The organism is Fibrobacter sp. UWB11, from assembly GCF_900143015.1.
Taxonomy (GTDB): Bacteria; Fibrobacterota; Fibrobacteria; order Fibrobacterales; family Fibrobacteraceae; genus Fibrobacter.
In genome coordinates, this window is the sequence record NZ_FSRT01000001.1 from 1,989,265 (window position 1) to 2,007,046 (window position 17,782).

12 protein-coding genes are annotated in these 17,782 nt (G+C 47.9%); 10 read left to right on the top strand and 2 right to left on the bottom strand.

Annotation, left to right across the window (positions count from 1 at the left end; genetic code table 11):
• Positions 1-34 precede the first annotated feature (34 nt).
• Positions 35-949, top strand: coding sequence for a DMT family transporter (locus tag BUQ91_RS08225; protein ID WP_074208827.1), 915 nt, complete (start codon positions 35-37; stop codon positions 947-949).
• On the opposite strand, the gene BUQ91_RS08230 is transcribed toward BUQ91_RS08225, so the two are convergent.
• Both BUQ91_RS08230 and BUQ91_RS15705 read right to left on the bottom strand, forming a co-directional pair.
• The gene (locus tag BUQ91_RS08230) at positions 946-2,463 is read right to left on the bottom strand and encodes a Na+/H+ antiporter NhaC family protein (protein ID WP_074208828.1); all 1,518 of its coding nucleotides are present in this window, start codon (positions 2,461-2,463) and stop codon (positions 946-948) included. The genes BUQ91_RS08225 and BUQ91_RS08230 overlap by 4 nt on opposite strands.
• A gap of 3 nt (positions 2,464-2,466) precedes the next feature.
• Entirely contained in the window at positions 2,467-2,640 is a 174-nt protein-coding gene (locus BUQ91_RS15705; protein ID WP_175545400.1) for a hypothetical protein, read from the bottom strand.
• 138 nt (positions 2,641-2,778) lie between these two features.
• Here BUQ91_RS15705 and BUQ91_RS08235 point away from each other — a divergent pair, with 138 nt between their 5' ends.
• From BUQ91_RS08235 to BUQ91_RS08275, 9 genes are all read left to right on the top strand, one after another.
• Entirely contained in the window at positions 2,779-4,077 is a 1,299-nt protein-coding gene (locus BUQ91_RS08235; protein WP_072826862.1) for a DUF1565 domain-containing protein, read from the top strand.
• A gap of 314 nt (positions 4,078-4,391) precedes the next feature.
• Positions 4,392-6,008: a phosphomethylpyrimidine synthase ThiC gene (gene thiC / locus BUQ91_RS08240; RefSeq protein ID WP_072826861.1), complete on the top strand. Its 1,617-nt coding sequence runs from the start codon at positions 4,392-4,394 to the stop codon at positions 6,006-6,008.
• Between the two features lie 45 nt (positions 6,009-6,053).
• Positions 6,054-7,853, top strand: coding sequence for an AAA family ATPase (locus BUQ91_RS08245; protein ID WP_074208829.1), 1,800 nt, complete (start codon positions 6,054-6,056; stop codon positions 7,851-7,853).
• A gap of 21 nt (positions 7,854-7,874) precedes the next feature.
• Positions 7,875-9,245, top strand: coding sequence for a hypothetical protein (locus tag BUQ91_RS08250; RefSeq protein ID WP_074208830.1), 1,371 nt, complete (start codon positions 7,875-7,877; stop codon positions 9,243-9,245).
• A gap of 38 nt (positions 9,246-9,283) precedes the next feature.
• The gene (locus BUQ91_RS08255; protein ID WP_074208831.1) at positions 9,284-10,441 is read left to right on the top strand and encodes a LysM peptidoglycan-binding domain-containing protein; all 1,158 of its coding nucleotides are present in this window, start codon (positions 9,284-9,286) and stop codon (positions 10,439-10,441) included.
• 209 nt (positions 10,442-10,650) lie between these two features.
• Entirely contained in the window at positions 10,651-12,618 is a 1,968-nt protein-coding gene (locus BUQ91_RS08260; protein WP_254842291.1) for a sensor histidine kinase, read from the top strand.
• The gene (locus BUQ91_RS08265) at positions 12,615-13,331 is read left to right on the top strand and encodes a response regulator transcription factor (protein ID WP_254794259.1); all 717 of its coding nucleotides are present in this window, start codon (positions 12,615-12,617) and stop codon (positions 13,329-13,331) included. Before BUQ91_RS08260 ends, BUQ91_RS08265 begins: the two co-directional genes overlap by 4 nt.
• Complete coding sequence (locus tag BUQ91_RS08270; protein WP_074208833.1) at positions 13,324-15,855, top strand: hypothetical protein; 2,532 nt, start codon at positions 13,324-13,326, stop codon at positions 15,853-15,855. The genes BUQ91_RS08265 and BUQ91_RS08270 overlap by 8 nt, the downstream gene beginning before the upstream one ends.
• A gap of 114 nt (positions 15,856-15,969) precedes the next feature.
• Positions 15,970-17,751, top strand: coding sequence for an ABC transporter substrate-binding protein (locus BUQ91_RS08275; RefSeq protein ID WP_072826855.1), 1,782 nt, complete (start codon positions 15,970-15,972; stop codon positions 17,749-17,751).
• Positions 17,752-17,782 lie beyond the last annotated feature (31 nt).

Sequence of the window (17,782 nt, forward strand, 5' to 3'; positions counted from 1 at the left end):
GAAGTAGGCTTAGCATTTCTATTTTTACGTTAGAATGGCAAATATTGGATATAGCTTTTTACTGGTTCTGGCAGCATTCCTTTGGGGATCGACCTTTGTCGCACAAATTGAGGGGAACGACATCGGTCCGTTCGCTTTCGTATGCATGCGTAATTTTATTGCAACCGGAGTCCTTTTCGGGCTCGCCAACATTTTAGACAAACTTGGTAAAAATCCAAGGCGCCCCAAGAACAAAGAAGACCGTCGCAAGCTCTGGAAAGCAGGCTTATTCTGCGGGCTTACGCTTTTCTTTGCGATGAACTTGCAACAGACGGGGCTTTACCTGGGGTGCTCGGCCGGGAAAGCGGGGTTCCTCACCACTTGCTACATCATTTTCGTCCCGATTCTAAGCCTGTTTTTCGGCAAGAGGATTTCTACTAAGATTTGGCTTTGCGTAGCCATTACAGTCGTAGGACTTTATCTGCTCTGCATCAAGGGCGATTTTTCAATCGAGATTTCCGATACAGTTCTGCTATTGTGCGCACTCGCCTTTGCAAGCCACATTTTGGTCATTGACCGGTTCGGCACTCACGTCGACAACATTCGACTTTCGGCAATCCAGTTTCTCGTGGTTGCAACACTTTCGATTTTCCCGATGTTTTTCGTGGACTTAAAAGGGAATTTCGCGGGTTTCGGCAACATTGTCGAAGTCTATTCGCATTTCAAGCCGTGGATTCCGCTTTTATATGCGGCCATCCTTTCGAGTTGCGTGGCATTCACTTTGCAGATTATTGCACAAAATAAAATTAGGCCCACCCTAGCATCGCTATTGATGAGCCTTGAATCTGTTTTTTCTGTAATTTCTGGATGGGCGGTTCTTGGCGAACGATTCACACTTCAAGAAGGAATCGGCTGCGTGCTAATGTTCACCGCCGTCATCCTTGCGCAAATCGATTTTAAGCACCATTAACCTTTTTTCTTAGCACGCTTTTTAAGCAACACAAGCGTGCCAAAGGTAAGCACAAAGCCGAACAACAACGAAAGTACAGCGCTACGGGTTAACCCCGCGACAATGTAAGTGATGAACGAAATTGCCGCCACAACAAGTACATACGGGATTTGTGTATTGACGTGATTCACGTGATTACATTCCGCACCGGCACTTGCCATAATCGTCGTATCCGAAATCGGAGAACTGTGGTCACCGCAAACGGCACCCGCCATACAAGCCGAAATGGAAATAATCATGAGGCTGTAATCCACGCCACCAAAGGCTGCAACGACAATCGGGATGAGGATTCCGAACGTGCCCCAGGAAGTTCCTGTCGCAAAAGCGAGGAACGCAGCAATCACAAAAATAATCGCCGGCATAAAGTTCATGAATCCAGAAGCGCCACCTTTTACAAGGCCAGCCACAAATTCCTTCGCGCCAAGTGCATCCGTCGTGCCCTTGAGAGTCCATGCCAAAGCCAAAATCAAAATTGCAGGAACCATCGCCTTGAAGCCATCCGGCAAGCAGGCCATGCAATGGTTAAAGCGCAACACGCGGCGGCTCATGTAGAAACATACGGTAAAGATAAACGCACCAAACGAACCAATCGCAAGACCGACAGAAGCATCGCTTGAAGCAAACGCATCGACAAAGCCCTTCGCCGCATCGCCTGATGCAAAATAACCGCCAGTATAAATCATGCCAAGCACGCAGAACACAATCAAGGATGCAATCGGAATCACAAGGTCGAGAACACCACCCTTAGTCTCCATCAAGTTCAACGCTTCCAGTTTTGCATCCATCGCATTATCATCCGATTCAAACTTTTTCATCGGTCCGATATTCACATTCCAAAAGACAACAAGGAACAAAGTAAAAATAGTCAACAAAGCATAGAAGTTAAAAGGAATCGCCTTGATGAAAAGAGTGAGTCCATCCTCGCCTTCCACGAATCCCGAAACCGCTGCAGCCCAAGAACTGATGGGAGCGATAATGCAAATAGGCGCCGCCGTAGAATCAATCAAGTATGCGAGTTTTTCATGGCTCACCTTGAAGCGGTCCGTCACCGGACGCATCACGCTACCGACCGTGAGGCAATTGAAATAGTCATCGATAAAAATCAAGATGCCAAAGCAAACCGTTGCAATCTGCGCACCGACTTTAGACTTAATATGAGCCTTGGCCCAGTTGCCAAATGCAGCAGAACCACCCGCCCTGTTCATGAGCGCAACCATAGCCCCCAACATAACAAGGAACACGAGAATACCCACGTTATAAGGGTCTGCAACTTTTGCAATCAAGCCATTCTTGAAAACGGCATCAAAGAATCCCGAGCCAGTTCCTTGACAAAGAAGGAGCCCACCGACAATGACGCCCACAAAAAGCGATGAGTAAACTTCTTTACTGACAAGGGCTAGAATAATTGCGACAAGAGCCGGCACGAGAGCCCAAAAGGTTCCGTAAGCCATTACAGTATTTGCGGCCTGTTCCATAAATTACTTTTCCTCAGGTTTCAAGGATTCAAGCGGTTTTTTTACCCCTGCATTTTCCAGTTTTTGCAAGACTTCGATAGCGTAATCTATCGCATCCAAAGAATGCGAACTTGCATACATTCTCAAGTCAGAAAGCGCATAAATAGCCCTCTGGTTATTCATTTCTTTTTCCGACATAAATTTCTCCTTTGCATTTTTCAAAAAAATAGCTTAAATAATCTAAATATTATTTTGCGAATTTTAACAACAATACCCATGTGATACTCCAATTTTGGAAATCATTACTATATTTCGAGCACCTTTTAAGGAGAAAAAATGAAATCCATTAAATTCATAGCTGCAGTAGCTGCATTTTGTTTCGTAGGTCAATCATTCGCAACAGACTGGTACGTAAGCCCAAACGGCAAAAATAAAAACGAAGGAAAATCAACATCCGCCCCGCTCAAAAACATTTGGAAGGCTATAGAACTCGCATCTGACGGAGATGTCATCCGCGTAGCAGCTGGTAATTATAATGGCCAGATGAAGCAGGGATGGATCAAGCTCGACAAGCCCGTGTCCATCATCGGCGGCTACTCGGACGATTTTTCCAGTCGCGATGTCGTTAAGAACAAGACCTTGTTCCAGCCGACGAACGAAATGAACGGCACCAAAGGCCAAGGAATTCTTCACCTCAATTACAAGGGCGCAAATTCCAAAGTCGTCATCGACGGATTCATTTTTGACCAAGGCGAAGCAAACAGCTACCACCCGGTTGAAGGCAAACCCGAAGGTGTCGAAACCGGCATGTGGCTTGAACCTCCGTCCAAGGGAAACACAACTTTCCCCTCCCTTAACAATTATAGCCTCTATGGTGAAAACTCTGAAGGCGAGCTTACCATTCAAAACTGCGTCTTTGTAAATGCCGGAAACATTGCATTGAACTTAAACCATGTCGCAGGCAAGGTCAAAGTTTTGAACAACATTTTTATTGCCAATAGAATCGTTGGCGCAAATGTGCAAGCCAAGCAAAACAAAGTCGACGCCGTCGATTATGAATTTGCCTATAATACCGTAATGTTCACCTGGACTCGCACCAAGTTGTTCGAAGACATGGGCTACGGCGTACGCGCCAACACGAACTGCATTACCCGAGTTCATAACAACATCTTAGCCCTCAACATGATGGCTGGTTTCGACAACACCAAGGGTGACCCAAAATCAAAGAAGGTCTATCTCGACAAGAACGCCTTCATCCTGAACAAGAAGGGTGACGTCACTGTTACTGTGAGCCCGAACATCCTTTGGCTTAATGTCGCCGATGGTGCATTCGAAGACTTGGAAGACGCTCCGAGCATCCAAAGCCTCAATGGAAACATTTCCATTAGCGATCCGAGCATATTCAAGGGAAAAATCAACCAGGCTTATTTGGAAGGTTTCTTAAACGCTACTTACACGGAACAGGCTTCGTACAACGAAAATTCCCCGGCAAATCTTTTCAGAGCCGCTATGGGTCTCAACAAGCAGGGTTCCATCAAGTCTAAGGTATCTATGTTCATGAACAAGTACCCGATGGAAGAAGCTCTAAACCTCTTTGGACTCATGGAAGGTTACGGCGCTCAAAAGCAAAAGTAATCCAGAAAACATGCAAAACAGGCACCTCAATCGAGGTGCTTTTTTTATACCGACTACAATCAGCCGCATAAAAATCACTGGATGGGGCAAAGCCCCTACTCCTCGGCTCGGTTATAAAAATGAGTTCACTCATTTTTGCAACACTCGCCTTCTGAGTAGTCTTCGACTTCGCTCAGGATGACACAAACCTTCCTACCGTCGACTTCCTACTGTCTACTACAATTATTATATTATAAGCGGGGTGCCTGCACTCAATACGCGGGCTGAGATTATACCCCTTGAACTTGGTTCGTAATTGAACAAAAGGAACGTTTATGTCTGAATCTAACGGCTTTTTCAAGCCTTTTCCGCAGTCTCGCAAGATTTATGTACCCGGTAAGATTTTCCCGGACTTGAAAGTCGCCATGCGCGAAATTTCGCTCGACGACCCGAAATGCCCTGTTCTCCCTGTTTACGATACGAGTGGCGCTTATGGCGACCCCGACAAGACGATTGATGTAAAGAAAGGACTTGAACGCATTCGTGAACCGTGGATCCGCGAACGCTTGGAAAAAGACGGAGCCCACAAGACTCAGATGCAGTACGCCCGCGAAGGCGTCATCACTCGCGAAATGGAATACGTTGCCATCCGCGAAAACCAAAAGATGGACGAAATTTTTGGCAGCAACGGCGATGCCATTACGCCGGAATTCGTGCGCAAGGAACTCGCCGAAGGCCGCGCCATCATCCCTGCCAACGTGAACCACCCGGAATGCGAACCGATGATTATCGGTCGAAACTTCCTCACAAAGATTAACTCCAACATCGGCAACTCTTCTGTCGCTTCTTCCATTGAACAGGAAGTCGAAAAGATGGTCTGGTCCGTGCGCTGGGGTGCAGACACGGTGATGGACCTCTCGACCGGCAAGGACATTCACGAAACGCGCGAATGGATTTTGCGCAACAGCCCGGTACCTATAGGAACCGTGCCAATGTACCAGGCACTCGAAAAGGTGAACGGCATTGCCGACGACCTCACGTGGGAAGTGTTCCGCGATACGCTTATTGAACAGGCCGAACAAGGCGTCGACTACTTTACGATCCACGCAGGACTTTTGCTCAAGTATGTACCGTTCGCTTTGGAACGCACGACGGGCATCGTGAGCCGTGGCGGTTCTATCATCGCCCGCTGGTGCATGGTGCACAACCAGGAAAACTTCCTTTACACGCATTTCGACGAAATCTGCGACATTCTCGCCAAATACGACGTTTGCGTTTCCTTGGGCGACGGACTCCGTCCGGGTTCCATTGCAGATGCAAACGACATGGCACAGTTCTCTGAACTCGACACGCTCGGCGAACTCACCGAAATTGCTTGGAAGAAGGGCGTTCAGGTCATCATTGAAGGTCCGGGTCACGTGCCGATGCACAAGATTCGTGAAAACATGGACCGCCAGATTGAAATGTGCCACAATGCGCCGTTCTACACGCTTGGCCCTCTCACCACGGATATCGCTCCGGGTTACGACCACATCACGTCCGCTATCGGTGCCGCAATGATTGGCTGGTTCGGAACCGCCATGCTCTGCTACGTGACGCCGAAGGAACACTTGGGCCTCCCGGACAAGAACGACGTGCGTGAAGGCGTGGTGACATACAAACTCGCCGCCCATGCCGCAGACCTTGCCAAGGGCCACTTTGCCGCCCACTTCCGCGATGACGCGCTTTCGCGCGCCCGTTTCAGCTTCCGCTGGAACGACCAGTTCGCGCTTTCGCTCGACCCGGAACGCGCTGTGGAATTCCACGATGAAACGCTCCCCGGCAACAACGCAAAGTCATCGCACTTCTGCTCGATGTGCGGACCGAAATTCTGCTCGATGCGCATTTCCCGCGACATCCAGGAATACGTGAAAACCGGCAAACTCGACCCGAAGAGCGATCCGCTTAAGTAACAGGAACTTTGTAACTAGTAAAAACCGTCCTATTTGGAGGTGTCCATGGAAAACGCAAGAAAAATTCTCAACGAGTTTATCAAGAACAAGTTCTCTGACCAGAATGAGTTGAAGAAAGAATTGTTCAAAGCCGGCGTTGCAGCCTTGGATGAGGGCTGGACGTTCATGGACGCCACATTCCAGTTGGGCGGGAAAGCTAGGGACGAAGGGCTCTCGGCAGATGAAGTAGAAACGATTTTGCGAAACGCATTCTCCGAAGAAAAACGGAGAACAGAGCGCGAAGAAGAACAAAAAGCCGCAGCACAAGCCGCTTCGCAATCCGCACAAACTCCGCAAGCACAAGCTGCAGCAGCGCAGCCAGGAGTAGCTCAAGGGGTTGCACCGGGCATGGCTCCAGGTTATACAACCATGGGACCAACAGTCATCTCGCCCATTTCGGCAACGATGATGCAGCAGATGATTGCACTCGGTCTCGACAACCAGTCTCTTGAATTGTTGCAAAACTTCAAGATTGACCCTGAAGCGCTTTCAATCCCGTGGCCTGCTTCGGACTGGCGCAAGGACTTTGCAAAGCTCCTTGCGGCAACGTTCAAACCAGACGAAACAATCGAATTCAAGATTTCGAACACGCCAAAAGGTTCTCGCGAGCTCGTCTCGAACATTATCGGCCAGGACGAAGCGCTCAAGAAAATCATGAAGCAGCTCGACAGCCCCGATGGAGCGCTGTTGACAATCAATGCCGTAGGCAGCGGAAACGCCGATGCAACCGACGAAAGTTGGCGTTACCGTTATGTTGTCGTCGACAATCCGAAGATGACGCTCGCAAAGCAGCTCGCCTACTACAAGGCATTGAACCTTCCCTGTGCCGCCCTCGTGAACACGGGTGCAAACTCCGTACAGGCTTGGATCAAAATCGAAGCGACCGACCAGGAAGAATACAACGAGCGTGTCGATTTCCTTTTCCAGACGCTCGAATCGCAAGGCTTTAAAGTCGATGAAGGCAACCGCAACCCTAACCAGATGGTTCGCATGCCGGGCGTACTCCGCAATGGCAAGCAGCAGTACCTTATCGCTTTGGAACAAGGCGCCAAGAACTTCACGGAATGGCGTGAATGGGCCGAATACTCACTCGACGGAAAACCGCTCATCGAACTTGCAAGCGATAGCGAAGAAGCACCGAAGAAAGACGTTACCATTATCGAAAACGTGCTACGCGCCGGTGAATTTTTCTTGTTCACGGCACCTCCGAAAAGCGGAAAATCGCTTGCCCTTTTGGACATGGCTCTTTCGATATGCTATGGCGAAGACTGGTTCGGCAACACGACAAACGAAAACGACGTTTTGTTCATTAACATGGAACTCACCAAGTCCGTATTCTTGAACCGTCTGTTTACACTTGGCGAAAAACGCAAGCTCCAAGCGAATACACCCAAGTTCGGTTTCTTGAACCTCCGCGGAACAGCTCTTTCACCGCTTGAAATCGCACAACTTATTGCCAAAAGAATTCAAGGCGCCAAGAAGCTCGAAAACCACGATTACAAAGTCGTCGTTATCGACCCGATTTCGGCAGTTCTTCACAATCCCAAGTCTGCAAGACTTAGCGGATCACCGCACCAGAACCTCATGCAAATGGTGGATTCTATCATAGCCCTCACAGGCTGTGCAGTCGTAACTTCGTGCAACATAAACGAATACCCCTACCTCGAAGCACGTGCCGACAGCGTCATGTCGCTCTCGCCTGTAGAAGGTAGCCTGAACATGTACCAGATTAACGGTTCGTTCCGCGAATTTCCGAAGACTCTCGCCAAGGAATGTTCCTGGATTTATCCTAGATTTATAGTTTAAACAATTAACACGATTTGAAAGATGTACAAACAAAACAATCGTTTTCCCCGCCGTACCGAAGGCAATAGAATAGGCAAGCCTCTCATCGGAGGCAAATTCCACGCCTCCAGAAAAACTGATATCCGCAAGGATAACGAACCCGAAACAAAGCAGGCAAAGTCTGACAAGCCTGTTGTCCGCAAGATTCTTTCGTTCGAAGACATCAAGGCTCAAGTTTCGGCCTGGATGGAAAACGACCGCATTCCAGGAAAACTTCAGGCATGGTTTACTGCCGAAGCCACACCTGAAAAATCCGACTGGAGAATCATCAAGGAATACCACGGAGCACAAGAAAATATAGTCGTTGAAGCCCCGTCCCGCGATATGAAGCCCATAGAGCTTGTAAACCGCGTCATGGAACAGCTTCACAAGGAACATTTGCGCATCTTTAAAAAGGCTTTGCGCCAAATTTGGTTCCGCGCCACAGGCGACGGACGTTTCGCCCTTCTCGTACAAGTGAATGTCAAGGGAAGAATATCGGCACATGGCTACAAAACGTTCATCGACTTCCTTGAACGCAGCTGCCCCGAAGTCATCAGCTGCCACCAGATCCAGTGCCTCCCCGACCGTCTTTTTGACCCTGCCGATGCTCAAGGCATGAAAATCGAGGCGAAATGCGCCTTTGGCAGCAACTTTATGCCCATTGCAAGCACAGGTTTCTGCATGCACGTTTTGGACTGGACCCCGCGCATCAAGGATGCTTGGCTCAACCTCCCCGTCCGTATCAAGGACGCCATCCATCCAAACCGCGAAGACAGATTCTTTGAATTCTGCTCCGGTTCTTCTTACGTATCAGCAAGCCTAGCCCCTTGCTTTAAGCAAGTCGAAGCACTCGATTGCCGCGAATCCGCTATGCAGTCTTCGAAGTTGAACATTCGAAATCTTGCAACGCAGAACATGCGTTTCCACCGCAGCCATCTGGACGCAAACTTCATTTCCAAGTTCTTCTCCAAAAGCGATAATGCCGAAGGCCGTTGGACGTTCTATATAAATATGAACTCCAATGACGTCATCACTTCGGAAACCATACTCACGCTCGCAGCATCTAGGCCCGAAAGAATTCTCCTGCAAACTGGGAACCTGGAAAACGCCTCCAAGGCCATCAAATCGTTCAGAAATGAGGGGTATATGCTCCGCAAGAGCATCCCGTTCTACTTGGAACCCGGTCGTGGCAACTTCGAAATTCTCTTCTTGTTCGTACCGGATCGAGTAGGCATTTTAGGCCAAAACCCAGCCCTTGCACACCGTTCTCGCAATATTCAGCGCCCCAAAGAGAGTTTACAGCGCTCGAAAATGTCAGATATTCCTCATTTTGTGCAAAAAACGCCCACTTTTAAGCAAAGAAAAGATTAAATTAATATTAGAATAATTATTTGCTTAGGGAAAAGTGTATGCGATTTCTAAAATGCGCTTCGATCTGCCTTGGTCTTTCGGCTCTAATTGCATCTGCCTATGTGGTAAAAAAAGGCGATACCCTTTGGGACATCAGTGGCGAATTTTTAAACAATCCGTTTGCCTGGCCGGACCTTTGGGAAAATAACAGACACATTGAAGACCCGCACTGGATTTATCCAGGTGACTCCATCTATTTAGGTGAAGGCATTAAAGACGACGGTTACCGTCTCCCGAAGACAAAACCGTGCGAAGCGGCCATCGCCGATTCCAACTTGCCGAAAAACATCAAGGCCGTAGGCTGCGATGAACGAGACGCCCGCAATGGCGATTTCGAAAACATGCTTGGAAATCTCCGCGACAAGGACAAGAAGCAAAAGAAGAAAAAGGCTGCTGACGCCTATTTCTACCAGAAGCGCCCTGAGCCAAAGATTTTCAACGGCTATTACCAGATTCTCGCTCCCGAAATCTACACGCTCGATTCCATCAAGAAGGACAAGCGCTACTTCTCTATCCAATCCGGCGAAAAGAAAGTACCGATTATCCATATTCCTGAATCCGAAGTCGTTGTGGGCATTGGCCGCAAGACGGACGCAAACGTCAAAAAAGGCGACTTGATCGAAATTCTCGATGCACGCGCCATTGAAGTGCCGACCAACAATAGCAAGAGCTACGACAACTTTGCACTGGTCAGACTTTCGGGCTACGCCAAGATTACCGCCGTGGGCGATACGCTCTCTAGAGCAAAGATTGTCCAAAGTTTCAGGGAAATCAAGATAGACCATTCCAAGGCCCGTCTGAAACAGCCACTCAATATTTTGAACGTGTCCAGCTATACCCCCGTTCCCGAAGCAAAGATTGAAGAAATGGCAATGATCCGTTACACGATGGACCCGATGCTCATTATCGGCTCTTACGCCTATATCTTGGTAGACAAAGGTGCAAAGCAAGGCTATAACACTGGTGATGCCATCGCCATTTGGTCAGAAGACAAGACCGATGCAGGCCTTCCGCCAAGACTCCTTGGACGTGGCGTGATTGCAAGAGCTTCCGACAACGAATCCACGGTTCTCGTTCGCGAAATCTATTCGAACAGCCGCCGCATTGAAATTGGACACAAAGTCTCCGTAACACATCAAACAAACTTGGTCCAGTGACAAAGAACTTACTGATAATCATTGGAATTGCTATTTCGGTTCTGGCCATTTTTATGGCCGGAAGTGTCCTTATACTCAATTATCCTGAATTGTCAGCGCATATTCCATTCTAAGGAAGTGGGCTTCCAATGCGGATTTCTCGTAGCAATCTACTCTTTCTTTCCTTTTTTGCGGGAGGTATTGTCTTACCGACAGCAATCCTCTCGTTTTTGAGTGTAAGAAACATTCAGAACGAAGCATACCTCGCGCAGAAGAACTATAACGAAAGTACGGCAACGTTCCGCGAACAGTGCGAATCGACCGTCAGCAAAGAACAGAGCAAGATATTCCAGGAAGTCAAGTCCGCTTCGCTGTATCTTTACGAACAGCCGCACAGCCTACTTGACTTTGGCAATGCCACGCAGTTCAAGACCGTGAACGGCATTGAAGCAATGTTCCTGTACAACAACGGAACACTGATTTACCCCGACATTTCGTCCAAGCACTTTTCAAAGACTTCGGACTACTCGAACAGCCTCGCAAGCCCATTCGAGAAAATGATTTTCCGCGAGGAGGTTACATCGGCCATGCCTCAGCCGGCCAGCCTCTCGCGTTCGGCTCGCCAGCTGAGATTCTCGTTTGAATCCAAGGACGACCAGATTCAGAATATCCTTGGACTTGTACGCATCGCCTACAAGACCAAGGACTACGAAGAAGCACTCCGGCTCCTCAACATTCTCGAAGAACATCCGCACCAACAGGGTTACCTCCATTCGGACCTCACACGCTCGGTCAACCTGTTGCACTTCGAGATTCTCGTTGCACAAAAGAAGCACAAAGAAGCCGAAGATTACACACTCGCCGTTTTGAACCAGTTCTTGCAGAGTAAGAACATCGAAAACCTGCCCTCGGCTAAATTTTTCTTCGAAACGACATTCACACAAATTCTCTCCTTCGAAAACCTGAGCCAAGAAAAGCGCGAAGCTTTTTGGAACTTGCGAGAGAACTTCAACCGCCAGCTCGGCTACATGGACATATTCTTTAACAACAAAGAAATTGTCCAAGCGCTTTTGAACAAGGAATCGACGTCCAAAAGCGGCATCGATATCATGAGCAACAACAAGTCGACATTCATCAAGATGAGCTACCCCATCCTCTCCGGAGACCAGGTCGTGCTTGCCAAGGTGAACATCGACGAATACCGCGAGCGCATGCGTTCCAAGATCAAGACTTCGGCACAAGGCTGGAAGGGCATCCCCTATTCCATCACCGAAGGAAGCGACAAGACTCTTATCCTTGGGCATGTTTCGGACAGTTCCGCCATCATGACGCAAGTCATGCTAGACAAAGTCATTTCCTGGAACTTAACCTTGTACGAAAAAGGCTTGAGCGAAATCAAGAAAGACACGCGCAAACGCATGTTCCTCATGTATGGACTTCTGTCGTTCTCGCTCATTACGGTTCTTCTCGGATCTATCGTGATGTTCAGATTCCTCACGCAAGAACACAAGCTCTTGGCCATGAAGGCAAACTTCCTTTCGAGCGTTTCGCACGAACTTAAAACACCGCTCACCTCCATCAAGATGTTTGCTGAAATGATGGCCCGCGGACGCGTGCAAAAAGTCGAAAAAGTGCAGGAATACTCGGGACTCATCGGCAAGGAGGCAACACGCCTCGAGAACTTGATAGGCGCCATCTTGAACTACACACGCATGGAACATGGCAAGGGCGGATTCCATTGGGAAAAGCTCGATTTCTCGGCTTGCGTGCAAAAGGTATTTGACAACGTCGAAGATATCGGTGTCGAAAAAGGACTTTTGTTCAATACTAAGATAGAGCCCGGTTTATACGTCATTGGCGATTACACGGCCCTGTACAGTTTGGTGCAAAACCTTATTGAAAATGCAATTAAATATACAAACGCCCCTGGTGACATTACCATAACGGTAGCCCCCGACGAAGACAGAGTCGTTTTCTCCGTTGCAGATACCGGCATAGGCATCCCCACTTCGGAACAAAAAAATATATTTAATGATTTTTATAGAGTCGGTGACGAAATGACTCGCAGCACCAAAGGCTCCGGACTTGGCCTTGCTATTGTCAAGCGCGTAGCGGAATCGCACAAGGCTACCATTTCGCTCACTAGCAAACCCGGCAAGGGCTCCACATTTACCGTACGATTCAAAAAGGCAGAATGATTATGCAACAACACAGAATCCTTATTGTTGAAGACGAAGAAATCATCCGGCTTGGGCTCCAGGATAACTTCGAGCTCGAAAACTACGAAGTCGAAACGGCATGCGATGGCGAAGAAGCTATCGCCAAGACGGACTCGTTCCAGCCGCACTTGATTTTGCTGGATGTGATGTTACCCAAGAAGAGCGGCTTTGAAGTCTGCCGTTTCATCCGCAAGAAACATCCGGAATGCATAATCATCATGCTCACGGCAAAGACCGAAGAGACCAGCAAGGTTGCAGGCCTCGACATGGGCGCCGATGACTACGTGACAAAGCCGTTCTCGATTCTTGAACTTTTGGCTCGTGTAAAGGCTTTTCTCCGCCGCATCGATCTCCAGAAAGCACCGGCCAAACAGCTTTCATCGGTGGACGTCATTGATTTTGCCGACATCCACATGGATTTCAAGAAGTTCGTTGCCACAAAGGGCGGTGTACCGCTTGAACTTTCCACAAGAGAATTCCAGATTCTCAAGTACTTCTGGCAGCGCCGCGGCGAAGTCATTTTGCGCGAAGACTTATTGCAAGACCTCTGGGGGTACACTCCCGACAACATGCCTTCGACAAGAACTATCGACAATCATATCGTAAACTTGAGGCGCAAACTCGAAGACGATCAGGCAAATCCGAAAATCATCCTTTCAATCCGTGGAGCAGGCTACAAGTTCGATGCTTAATTCTTGGTTCAACAGAAGCAACGCATACAAGGCGTGGATTCTTACAATCCTCGTCCTCTGTTCGCTGTTTTCTGGCCAAGCATTTGCAGGCAAGATGGCTTCGCAACTCCAAGAAGCCATCTACCTCTTTGAAATGAAAGGCGAAGCAGGCGAAGCAATCCGATTGCTTGAAAAGATTTCGCGCCAGGGTGATGATGACGACAAGGAATCGGCATTCTTTTACCTCGGAAAGATTTACGACTTGGCAAATAACAAGGCCCAGGCAAATCACTATTATGGGCGCAGCCAAGCTTTTACCCAAACCACCAGCAAGGCTTACTGGCTCGCTGGGCGTGACGCGGCAACAACTTATTCTCCAGAAAGGCTTTTGCAAAAAATCATTACGCTCAAAAGCCCCATCCGCAAATTCTTCGATGGCAAAAACGCCAACATTCTTTTCGAAAACGGGCACATTGCTAAAATCGAAAACGGAAAAGTCGTAGAAATAGCATCAAAGCTAGACGAATCAAGCCACTTATTGCAAATTGATTCCGATGGAATGTGGTACCAGAATGCCACTCGCGACTCGCTCTTTTTCAAGCCGCATAATTCGCCCAATCAAGAAATTTCTTATGCCGTAAAAAATATAAACCAGTTCACCGCCATAAACGGGAACGCCATCGCCATCACTGATAAAGGCTTTTACATTTTCGATCGCAAGGGAACTATCATTAAGAACAATACCGACTACTCCTCTTGCCAGTTGCAAAACAACCAGTTCATCAACGACAACTTTATCATTAACTGCACCGATAACGCGCTACACTTTATTTCGGCAAGTTCAGCGACAGAAGCATTCACCATTGCGCAATACGACATTATCCAAAAAGTCTTTATCTATAAAGACTACATCTACTTGATTTCAGGAAATGCGCTATTCTGCTACAGTTTGCAAGACCCTCAAAAAACGCTCTGGAGAGTCGAAGTCGGAAACGTAGAAAGCATCCAGGCTTTCGAAAACAACATTGTCACACTTGAAGCTTCCGGGAAAATCACCTTGTACGACCAAGCCTCGGGCACTGTTCTTTCAACCGTTCGGGCAAACGCATCGAACATGTACACGCTAGCACGGGGAACTCTCGGACTATTTTCGAACGAAGGCTCAGTCATCACCGTCGACACGTTACTCCGCCCGCTATGGGGATTCAACTTCGCAAAGCCCCCCATGACGCACCCCATCATTAAAAGGCGCTATATTTACGTTCCCTTCAGCAACCGGAAAATTTTTGCCATCGATGCCCACTATTACGGGCAACGTCCTTTGTATTCGAGCAAGTTAGCTTCTCAAGCTGTTCATTTGGCAAAGCAAAAAAAATGGGATAAAATTCCGCCCTATCTCGAATCGATTATCGAGAACGAGCCCGGCAACGCCGAAGCACACTTCCTCAAAGCGTTTAACCTAGAAATAAAAGATGCGCCCGAAAAAGACCGTCAAAAAGCATGGGCCGAAGCCGTGAGACTTTCTACCGGAAGTCCACAAATTGCACGCATTGTTTTGAAATACTACAGCAAGGTTATCGGAGCAAACTATGCAAGCCAGCTGAACATTTCTCCAAAGACCATATATCCGCAATTGCTGGGTTCCAAAAAGAACCTTTACATGGTAGACCCCGCCACCGAACAGCTCATCTGCATCAATGCCGAAAACGGCAAGCAACGCTGGAGCAAATATATCGGCAAAATCGGCAATGCGCCCGTCATCCAGTCCGACGAAAATACAATTGTGATATCGACCGGCTACCAGATGAACATTTACGACATGAACAAGGAAACGTTCAACAAGCCGTTACAACTGCCCGGCAAGGCGTTTAGCTTTACAATTTCCGGGGACTACATTTACGCCTCCACTTGGAATGGATTTTTGCTGAAGATTTCACGAGTAAACAATAGCCTTGTCTGGTCGCGCAAAGTCTATTCGATGCCGTTCCACGTTGTCAAAATGAACAAGTTCTTGCAACTTTGCAACCTCGATGGCGAACTAATGCGCATAAATGACGATAATGGACTTACCATAGAAAAATCGACATACAAAGTTCAAGTCAACATCACGGCAATGGAAGGTATTGATTCAACGCTTGTACTTGTTTCCAGCACCAACAAACTTTTCTTGCAAAACACGAAGCGCAAGGAATTCAGTCCAACGCAAGTGCTCATGGAAAATCCAATTGTTTCAATGCAAGTGTTCAAAGACCAAGGTGAAGACAAAATCATCATTTCGCTTTCGGACCAGTCTATTTTCCTTTATTCAAGCATCGGTACCCCGCTCTGGAAATACCAAGGGAAAAAATCCACATTTTCAAAGCCGTTCATTTACGACGGAAAAGCATGGATAGATCAAGGCAACGAAATCATAGCCATTTCGATCAAGAACGGGAAAGTTGTCAAAACATTTAACACCCCTGGCGGTGCAGGAACCCCGCTTATTTTGAACCATACTTTGTTTAGTGCATCGCCTAAACGGGTACTTTATGCGTTTCCGCTTTAATTTGGCATCAATTTGATTCAATAAACTACTGTAAGGGTGTTGGTAAATTAAATTTTAGTGGTCATATTCGCAAAATCTCACTACATTTTGCGCATCAAGTTTTACAGGAACTAAATGAGCGTCCATTTCAAAAAAATCGCCCCCTTTTGCTACCTCTCCATAGCGGTTGCGTTCATGGTCGCAGGCTGCAAGGACGATGCATCAAAGACGCCCAAAGAAAAGGTTTCTGAATTTCCGAGAAACGAGACTTTGTACATCGGAGGGTTCGACTGGGCTCCACCCACCACATTCAATCCGCTCGATCCCGACCCGAACTTCCCGACTGATGGCAACATAAGACTCATGTACGAGTCGCTCCTCACGTTTAACCAGCTTACCGAGAATCTGGACCCGATGCTAGCCGATGGATTCACCCAGACGGATTCAAGCATTACCGTTCATTTAGATTCACGAGCCAAGTGGAACAACGGAGAACCAGTCACTCCTGACGATGTCATTTACTCATTCAGGATAGATTCACTGCTCCCGACGGCACACCATAACAACTGGAAGCACTTCAAAAGCATTACGGACGACGGCGATAACCATATCACATTTCTTTTGTCTGACAACAAAAACCCGCTCATGGCCTTGAACGCCATCGCCGAGACATCTATTCTCCCGAAGTCCGTCTTCGAACCGCTGATCAAATCCGCCAAAAGCGGAAAAACATACAGCATGGAGAAGATTCTCAAATTCACAAACGATTCTCACCCGATTGCTTCGGGGCCGTACACCCTCAAGACTTACACCCCCGACCAAATTGTTCTTGAACGTGTCGAAAACTACTGGCGCCAAAATCATTATGGCAAAAGGAAGCCCGCCCCCAAGTACATCATCCACCCCATTTACGACAAGAACGACAACTTCAATAGCGCAATGATTCGCGGGAACCTTGATGTCTCTTCGATTTTTCTACCCAGAATTTGGGAAAAGTCAAAGGACAGCATCCGAGCCTGGAGCCGCGAGGAACCCTACCAGCTCCCCTCAACCCTAACAGCTCTCATCATTGCGACTACCAAGGAACCGTTCAACAACGTAGCCTTTAGGCGCGCCCTCGCCCATTCCATCGACTTTGAAAAAATCAAAGCCAAAGCATTTTCGAACTATACCCCCGCCATACAGCCCGGGTTCATTTTGCCCTTTGGCACCGAGAAAAAGTATTTCAACAAAGAAGATATCGAAACCTACGGGTATAGTTATAACACGGATAAGGCCCGTGAGATTCTTGCGGAAGCCGGATACTCATGGAACGAAGAAGGCAAACTCCTCGACAAAAAGAAAAAGCCTGTCCGCACAATTTCGATCGAGTGCCCGCAAGGTTGGACCGACTGGATCGATGCAATCAACGTCTTAACCGAATCGTTCGCAGAAATCGGCATTACCGCCGAAGCAAAAATTATCGATTATGGAATATGGGACACGAACATCCGCCGAGGGACATTCGACCTATCCCTTAAGACTCCGCCCACGGAACACTCTGTTGCAAATCCCTGGCACAGATTCTACCAAATGCTAAGCACAGCTAACTATAAACCGGTTGGCGAAGAAACATTTGCAAACCCGGGACGATTCCAGAACGCCGAAATAAACAATCTCGTGATGCAAATACCGACCATTACAGCCGAAGATTCGCTCGTAGAAACCTACCGCGAACTCAACAAGCTGTTCATGCAAACGGTCCCCCTCATCCCCCTCATGTATAGGCCCTCGACCTACTACCAGTTCTCTACCAAGCACTGGACGAACTTCCCCACGGAAGAAAACCCGTATGCGCCCCCCAATAACCTGATTGTGGCCGCCGGAGTGAGCGCTCTTTGGGAAATTGTACCCGTCGAACAGCCGGATAATCAATAAAAAAGTTCCTTTTCTCTCAAAAAAATTTATT

Excerpts from the sequence above, each read along its gene's own strand:
- BUQ91_RS08225 (WP_074208827.1), top strand. The coding sequence starts at position 35 with ATGGCAAATATTGGATATAGCTTTTTACTGGTTCTGGCAGCATTCCTT.
- BUQ91_RS08230 (WP_074208828.1), bottom strand. The coding sequence starts at position 2,463 with ATGGAACAGGCCGCAAATACTGTAATGGCTTACGGAACCTTTTGGGCT.
- BUQ91_RS15705 (WP_175545400.1), bottom strand. The coding sequence starts at position 2,640 with ATGTCGGAAAAAGAAATGAATAACCAGAGGGCTATTTATGCGCTTTCT.
- BUQ91_RS08235 (WP_072826862.1), top strand. The coding sequence starts at position 2,779 with ATGAAATCCATTAAATTCATAGCTGCAGTAGCTGCATTTTGTTTCGTA.
- thiC (WP_072826861.1), top strand. The coding sequence starts at position 4,392 with ATGTCTGAATCTAACGGCTTTTTCAAGCCTTTTCCGCAGTCTCGCAAG.
- BUQ91_RS08245 (WP_074208829.1), top strand. The coding sequence starts at position 6,054 with ATGGAAAACGCAAGAAAAATTCTCAACGAGTTTATCAAGAACAAGTTC.
- BUQ91_RS08250 (WP_074208830.1), top strand. The coding sequence starts at position 7,875 with ATGTACAAACAAAACAATCGTTTTCCCCGCCGTACCGAAGGCAATAGA.
- BUQ91_RS08255 (WP_074208831.1), top strand. The coding sequence starts at position 9,284 with ATGCGATTTCTAAAATGCGCTTCGATCTGCCTTGGTCTTTCGGCTCTA.
- BUQ91_RS08265 (WP_254794259.1), top strand. The coding sequence starts at position 12,615 with ATGATTATGCAACAACACAGAATCCTTATTGTTGAAGACGAAGAAATC.
- BUQ91_RS08270 (WP_074208833.1), top strand. The coding sequence starts at position 13,324 with ATGCTTAATTCTTGGTTCAACAGAAGCAACGCATACAAGGCGTGGATT.
- BUQ91_RS08275 (WP_072826855.1), top strand. The coding sequence starts at position 15,970 with ATGAGCGTCCATTTCAAAAAAATCGCCCCCTTTTGCTACCTCTCCATA.